The organism is Oleiphilus sp. HI0125 (genome assembly GCF_001635355.1).
In genome coordinates this window covers 45288-51462 of the sequence record NZ_LWGF01001166.1, presented here as the reverse complement: position 1 = coordinate 51462, position 6175 = coordinate 45288, and the positions used below count along the sequence as shown (strand labels likewise).

The window sequence follows — 6175 nt, the reverse complement described above, 5'->3', positions numbered from 1 at the left end:
ATGCAGCGCATGCCATTGAAGAGCGACGAGTAAAAGAAAACAGTGCAGGGCTTGGGCGTATCCTCGTGTCTGCAAAAACAGAAGGAAAAGTCTTAACGCTAAAAGTGACAGACAATGGCTGCGGAATTTCAAAAGAAAACCAAGAAAAAGTTTTTGAACCATTTTTTACGACTAAGGTTGTTGGCAAAGGAACAGGGTAAGGCCTCAATATTGTGTATTCGGTGATTGTTGAAAAGCATCGAGGATCGATTGATATCAAATCAAAAGAAGGTGAGGGAACGACATTCATTCCGACGTTACCCACCACACAAGACGAACAAGAGTCTGAAATATAAGCTCTTATTAATGAGTGCTCAAAGGTGAGATTGAAACGATGGATATTCTATTTGTAGATGACGAACGGATGATTATCAGCGCATTAGAGCGCAATTTGCGAGATTCAGATTGGTATATCGATTACGCCCTAAGTGGACCCGAAGCATTGATTAAATTGGGTAAGCGTCATTTTGATGTAGTGGTGACCGACATGGCAATGCCCGCAATGACAGGAGATCGACTTTTGCGAGAGGTTAAAGAACTAGATCCGGAGATTACACGCATCATTATGTCTGGTCATGCTGATCAAAGTTTAGGTGTTGCAGATGGTGAATTGGCGCACCGTTGGCTCGATAAACCTTGTGATCCCACCTACTTGTTGCAGGTGCTTCAAGAGGTCGAAAAAGAGAAACGATTTAACTAGGAACGCTTGCGATGCGCATTTTATTTGTCGATGACGAGCAAATGATATTAGACGGCATCCAGCGCGCTCTATTTGATTCTGATTGGGAGATTGATACAGCCGATTCTGGACAAAAAGCACTCGGTCTTTTTGCAGATGAACCTTATGACATCCTTGTCTCAGACATGCGTATGCCCGGCATTGATGGCGAAGAGTTACTGTCAAAAATCGAGACGAGCTACCCTGATACAGTGCGTATTGTTCTGTCTGGGCAAGCCGATCAAGCGGCCGCGTTGCGAAGCAGTTTTATTTCTCATCGATGGTTAGATAAGCCCTTCGACCGTGATGCTTTGCTGCACATTCTTAGCTTGATTGAAAATGCACTTGAGTCGATGCCAAGTCGTGAAATGCGCACACTCATTTGCGGCATTAGTTCGCTACCTAGTCCTCCTCGTGTCTATGCCCAAATTCAAACCTTCATTCAACAACGCGCTGACCTTGAAGACGTTGCTAAAGTGATCAGTGAAGATGCCGCACTGACAACGAAAGTACTGCAAGTCACCAATTCGGCCTTATTTTCAAGAGGTGGTGAAACCACAGATGTGCAAGCCGCTGTCGTGCGTTTAGGCGTCGAAATGGTCAGTGAATTTGTCTTGTTCGCTGAAACCTATTTCTTGGCAACGAGCTCGCCATTTTTGAATGTTGATAAGGTCACCAAAGAAAGTTTTGTGATCAGTAAAATGGCGGCAGAAGTAGCTGAAACCATAGACGAAAGCTTAGTCTCTGAAGCGAAGCTTGCTGGTCTATTAAGTGATTTAGGACAGGGCGCTTTACTACAAGCCTTCCCCGACAAAGCGCAAGACTATCTTGACAAAATTGCTTATGCCAATGAGGCTGAAATCGAACAAATTGAACTTGAAATGTTTGGTCTTGCGGATGCTCAGATTGGTGCCTATTTGTTACTCATGTGGGGTTTTTCTGCTGAGATTTTTAATGCGGTATTGATTGGTCGTCAATATGAACGAAGTATCAGCTCTTGTTCCACATTGCCCATCATTATTCATATCGCTCGACATCTCGCGAGAGGCCGTGATATTCATGAGGAGGTTGTGAGCTCTCTTTGTATTGCAGATAAATTGCCTGAGTGGAAAGAGCAGGCAGAGCGATTGAGGGCATGATAAATCATGGATGAGAACCTACCAAAAATATTGTGTGTGGATGATGAACCCCATCAGCGACTCAAACGCCTAGCTATCTCAATATCGGGGGGGGGGCAGAGTAAAAGTACTCTTACCCCATTTTCAAAGGCTTAGGTATCTCGCAAGTTTCTAGCTTTTTACAAGCGTTGACGTTTGATATGACGGATTGTCTGGTTACTTTCTGATCGCACGCTACACTCAAATTAAAGTAAGACAAAAATAAATGAGCTTTAAGACGAGAGTGTCCCATGAACTTAATTAAACCACTTAGCTCAGGCTTGCCCGTAATCGTGTTATCAGCCGTGACCATGATCGGCTGTGCAAGTAACCCTGCCGTGGATGAAAATATTGATGCTCCACCTGCGGAGCAAACAGAATCAAACCCAGCGAGCGCTGAGCAGCAGGCTGCGAATTCAAACCCAGTTGAATTAGAGCCTACAGCAGATAAAGAGCTTGCAGTTAATAAAGAGCCTTCAGCAGATAAAGAGCCTTCGGCCAGTAAAAATCCGTCAGCCGACACCGTATCTGCAGCAGTGAAAGAAGATGCTGAATCTAGTGCAGAACAGAAAACCGAAGAGAAACCTGTTGATGTACCTGTTGTTGCAGATCAGCAAAAGCAAGCTTATAAGCCAGAACAAAAAGCGAAGCCTGAGCCGAAGTCTAAATCTAAACTTCAAGAAAAGGTTGCTAAAGCTAAGGTTCCTGTAAAAGCTGAAAAACCAAAGAAAGATCTTACAAAGAACGCATTGAATGTGAGTAAAAAAGATCTTCCGGTGCGTCTAAAATTGTGGTCTTTAGGTACCAGTTATCAGGAACAGGGTGCGCTTGTTTTAAAAACGCCTACTATGCAAATGGGTGATGGCGATTTTTATTCTCAAGTATGGCTAACTCTGACCTCAGAAAAGCTTGAAGTGAACAGCTCTTCAGACATTGATGAGAATCTTGCTGGTATTGGTGTTCGTGTAAACGGTGGTGATTTGATTCCTTTTGATCGTATTCAAGCAAAAAATGCAGGTGTGTTAAAAGGGAATTGGATAAACAAATTATCAGAAGGTGGTGAGCTTGAGATTATGCTCGGGTTCTTCCCTGATAAAGACTTAGATAGTCCCGTATTTAAGCGTGTTGCATCAATCAACGATTTATCTAGTCTTGTACCAACTTACTACAAGCTAAAATAGCCGCAGGCAAGATCGAGTGAACGTAAAAGGCAGAGTAGTTTTACTCTGCCTTTTTTATTGGATTTCTTACAAAACAAAACTTGTCTCTTTACCTCTTCGTAGTACTCTTCCTATTCAAATTCGTTATCAATCAAGTTAAGGAGCTATGATGCAATTTCTCCATACCATGATTCGTGTAAGTGATGTCGAAGCGTCACTGAAATTCTTCTGTGATGGTCTTGGGCTCATCGAAACGCGTCGTTATGAGAGCGAAGCAGGGCGCTTTACACTGATTTATTTAGCGGCTCCCGATGATGAAGAACGAGCGCATGCAGACAAAGCTCCAGAGCTAGAACTAACCTATAACTGGGACCCAGATGAATACAGCGGTGGTCGAAACTTTGGACACGTGGCGTATCGTGTCGATGATATTTACGCGGCCTGTCAGCACCTAGCGGATATGGGAGTGACCATTAATCGTCCACCTCGTGATGGCCATATGGCTTTCATTCGCTCACCTGATGGAATTAGTGTTGAATTGCTTCAAAAAGGTGGTTCGCTAGAGCCTCAAGAACCATGGGTGAGCATGGAGAATATAGGGGAATGGTAGTTGGTTGAGTTTTAGGTTTTGTCCTAATAGCCAATTATTTTGAGTTTGATTTCTTTGGCTAGGCTTCTCTAGGTTTTGACCTAAGGGTTGAGTAAGGGCTTATCCTAAGCCACGCCTTAGGCATTTGTTCCCTGTAGATAAACAGGTTCTGTAATAGTAGTTCTGTGTCGTTAATTTATTATTCGATTTTCTTACTACTATTCTTGTCGGCGGCGGCCGATAGCGCCTCTGCATTTTTAGGTTTCGACCTAAAGGTCGAGTTAAGGGACTTGTGCTGACAAGCCCCTTAACAATCCCAATCAGCCCCACTGACATGCCCTTTGGGGTCATTCGTTGCTCAAAAATAAACAGCGTCTGCGGGACTCGCCTTCGGCTCAAACAATCCTCGACGAATTCCTGTTTATTTTATCCGCGACTCATCATGTCAGAAGGGGATTGGCGCAAGACCGAGGCATTATTTTTTCCGAGATTTAGCAAAGCGGCATCTGCCTTCTCGTAGGATGAGTGACGCCTGTTAAAAATGGATTAGAAACGATTAATCTCAAGTCAACGAAAGCTTTCGTAAAGCAGAGCCAAATGCAAAAGTGGCATTCGGGCCAAAACCGAAACTCAAGCAATTTACCGATTGCAACAATAGAGTTTTCGACTCTCGTGACGGGGGATTGGTACTAGACGGAGATCTTGATTGTTTCCCCGATTCATCGAAGCGGCACATGCCTTCTCGTAGGATGAGTGACGCCAGTTAAAAATGGAGTAAGCGAGGACTGTTCGACGACTGCGAAGCGGGCTAGTTACCGCAGCGCCATTTTTAACCAGTCACGAATGTACCCGCAGGGCCGAAGAGCAGGTACGCATTTCTTTGGTTCTTTCTTGTGCGAGCAAGAAAGAACCAAAGAAAGATTAGAAGCGATTAATCTCGAATCAGCGAAAGATTTTGTAAGGCAGAACCAAATGCAGAAGTGGCTTTTTGGCCAAAACCGAAACAAATCATAAAATAGGCCAATCCGCCGCATCGGTATAATCCAATCGATGATTCTCATCGCTATCCGTCCATTTCGCTATGAACTCTCCATTGGGATCATACATTTGAGTTTGTTTTTTTAAGTTGAACTGGCGGCCTCCTCTTGGATCAGCACCAACGCCCGCAATATATTGCCAATTCCCCCAGTTTGAAGCGGGATCGTAATCGATCAGTTGTTGCTCGAAGTAAGACGCGCCACATCGCCAATCTAAACCCAATTCATTTATTAACGCGGATGCGACAATTTGTCTCCCACGATTGCTCATGTATCCCGTCGCGTTTAGTTGCCGCATACAGGCGTTGACGATTGGATAGGGTGTATTGCCTGCGCACCATTGCTTGAAGCGTTGAGGATAAAAAGTGCCTCTAAGCTTTCGTTTCTCTTGATCGAATAAACCATCGACTAAAAACATGCGCTTGTTGAAGGCGCGTGCATACCATTGAAAGTATTCCCGCCACAGCAACTCGAACATCAGCCACCCGTTATCTTCATTTTCACCATGAACAACTTGAAATTCTTTGAGAGCTTGCGCTGCTTGTTTAACGGATAAGCTGCCATTGGCTAGCCAGAACGACCATTTCGATGAGTTCTCCCAACCATCGAAGGCGTTTCTTGTTTGCTTGTATGTGTTTGCAGCCGTGCTAGAAAAATAGTCATGCAAGTGATCGAGTGCAGTATCTTCCCCGCCTCGTGCAATCGGCTGTTTGTTCAACACCCAAGGGTCGAGAATCAATCGATCAAAATTGAAGGCCAGCAGCGATAGGCTCGGTGGTAACGATCGAATCTCACCATTAGGAACTCGGACGTTTAATCGCTCGGCCAAACGTCTGAATTTACTGAAGGTCGCCGGAAAACTATCTGCCTGAAATTCGATTTCTGCTGCACTAAATAAACACCGTGTCTCTACGCTAATCATATTCACATCAGGCAGCATGGATTTTAGCTGTGCCCACGATTGCGATTCATTAAACGCGACGGGTGTTGAGCGATACACGTGAGTAATTGGAAGATTGGAGCAGATAGACTCGATCGAAGGAATTGGTCTAGCTAAGAAAACATTTAGCGTTTGACCAAGCTCTTTCAAACGGTCATGCATAATGAGCAGTGATTCGGCCAAGAATTGGCGCCGATGAATGCCCAGCGGCTGGCAGCCATATATGTCTCTTTTCAGTTCGCTTGGATCTACGAAATAACAAAATATAAGTTCTTGGCACTCATTTGCCGCACGTTCAATCAAGGGATTGTCGTGTAATCTGAGATCTTCACTTAACCAAACTAACCCAGTCGCGTTCGTCATTTCTACTCCTTTGCTTTGCCTCAAGATATACGTTAGGTAAACAAAATTGGCTTTGCGTTGATGTGACATCTGTAGAAATAAAACTGACAAAAAAGCTTAAAACAATTGCCACTTAAGTGTCATTCATCGGTTTTAGTGTGTTGATCAAATCTCTCGAATCTGAGGTTTGTTA

Annotated in this window: 7 protein-coding genes; 6 read left to right on the top strand and 1 reads right to left on the bottom strand. The window is 44.1% G+C overall.

The annotated features are described in order from the left end of the window. The 6 genes from A3762_RS20320 to A3762_RS20300 all read left to right on the top strand — a co-directional run. Nucleotides 1-200: ATP-binding protein (locus A3762_RS20320; RefSeq protein WP_231878876.1), on the top strand; the 200-nt coding region annotated here is incomplete at its 5' end. 12 nt (nucleotides 201-212) lie between these two features. After that, the gene (locus tag A3762_RS28625; protein ID WP_255375068.1) at nucleotides 213-335 is read left to right on the top strand and encodes a hypothetical protein; all 123 of its coding nucleotides are present in this window, start codon (nucleotides 213-215) and stop codon (nucleotides 333-335) included. 38 nt (nucleotides 336-373) lie between these two features. After that, nucleotides 374-739, top strand: a complete 366-nt coding sequence (locus tag A3762_RS20315) for a response regulator (protein WP_156493627.1) — start codon at nucleotides 374-376, stop codon at nucleotides 737-739. A gap of 11 nt (nucleotides 740-750) precedes the next feature. Continuing rightward, complete coding sequence (locus A3762_RS20310; RefSeq protein WP_068757364.1) at nucleotides 751-1896, top strand: HDOD domain-containing protein; 1146 nt, start codon at nucleotides 751-753, stop codon at nucleotides 1894-1896. A gap of 269 nt (nucleotides 1897-2165) precedes the next feature. After that, nucleotides 2166-3095 (top strand): hypothetical protein, encoded by a 930-nt coding sequence (locus A3762_RS20305; protein ID WP_068757362.1) that lies wholly within the window; start codon nucleotides 2166-2168, stop codon nucleotides 3093-3095. 148 nt (nucleotides 3096-3243) lie between these two features. After that, the gene (locus A3762_RS20300; protein ID WP_068757361.1) at nucleotides 3244-3684 is read left to right on the top strand and encodes a VOC family protein; all 441 of its coding nucleotides are present in this window, start codon (nucleotides 3244-3246) and stop codon (nucleotides 3682-3684) included. Between the two features lie 987 nt (nucleotides 3685-4671). Here A3762_RS20300 and A3762_RS20295 read toward each other — a convergent pair. Continuing rightward, nucleotides 4672-6003 carry a DASH family cryptochrome gene (locus A3762_RS20295; RefSeq protein WP_068757359.1) on the bottom strand — a complete coding sequence of 444 codons (1332 nt, stop codon included), beginning with the start codon at nucleotides 6001-6003 and terminating at the stop codon, nucleotides 4672-4674. Nucleotides 6004-6175: the final 172 nt, after the last annotated feature.

Excerpts from the sequence above, each read along its gene's own strand:
- A3762_RS20315 (WP_156493627.1), top strand. The coding sequence starts at position 374 with ATGGATATTCTATTTGTAGATGACGAACGGATGATTATCAGCGCATTA.
- A3762_RS20310 (WP_068757364.1), top strand. The coding sequence starts at position 751 with ATGCGCATTTTATTTGTCGATGACGAGCAAATGATATTAGACGGCATC.
- A3762_RS20305 (WP_068757362.1), top strand. The coding sequence starts at position 2,166 with ATGAACTTAATTAAACCACTTAGCTCAGGCTTGCCCGTAATCGTGTTA.
- A3762_RS20300 (WP_068757361.1), top strand. The coding sequence starts at position 3,244 with ATGCAATTTCTCCATACCATGATTCGTGTAAGTGATGTCGAAGCGTCA.
- A3762_RS20295 (WP_068757359.1), bottom strand. The coding sequence starts at position 6,003 with ATGACGAACGCGACTGGGTTAGTTTGGTTAAGTGAAGATCTCAGATTA.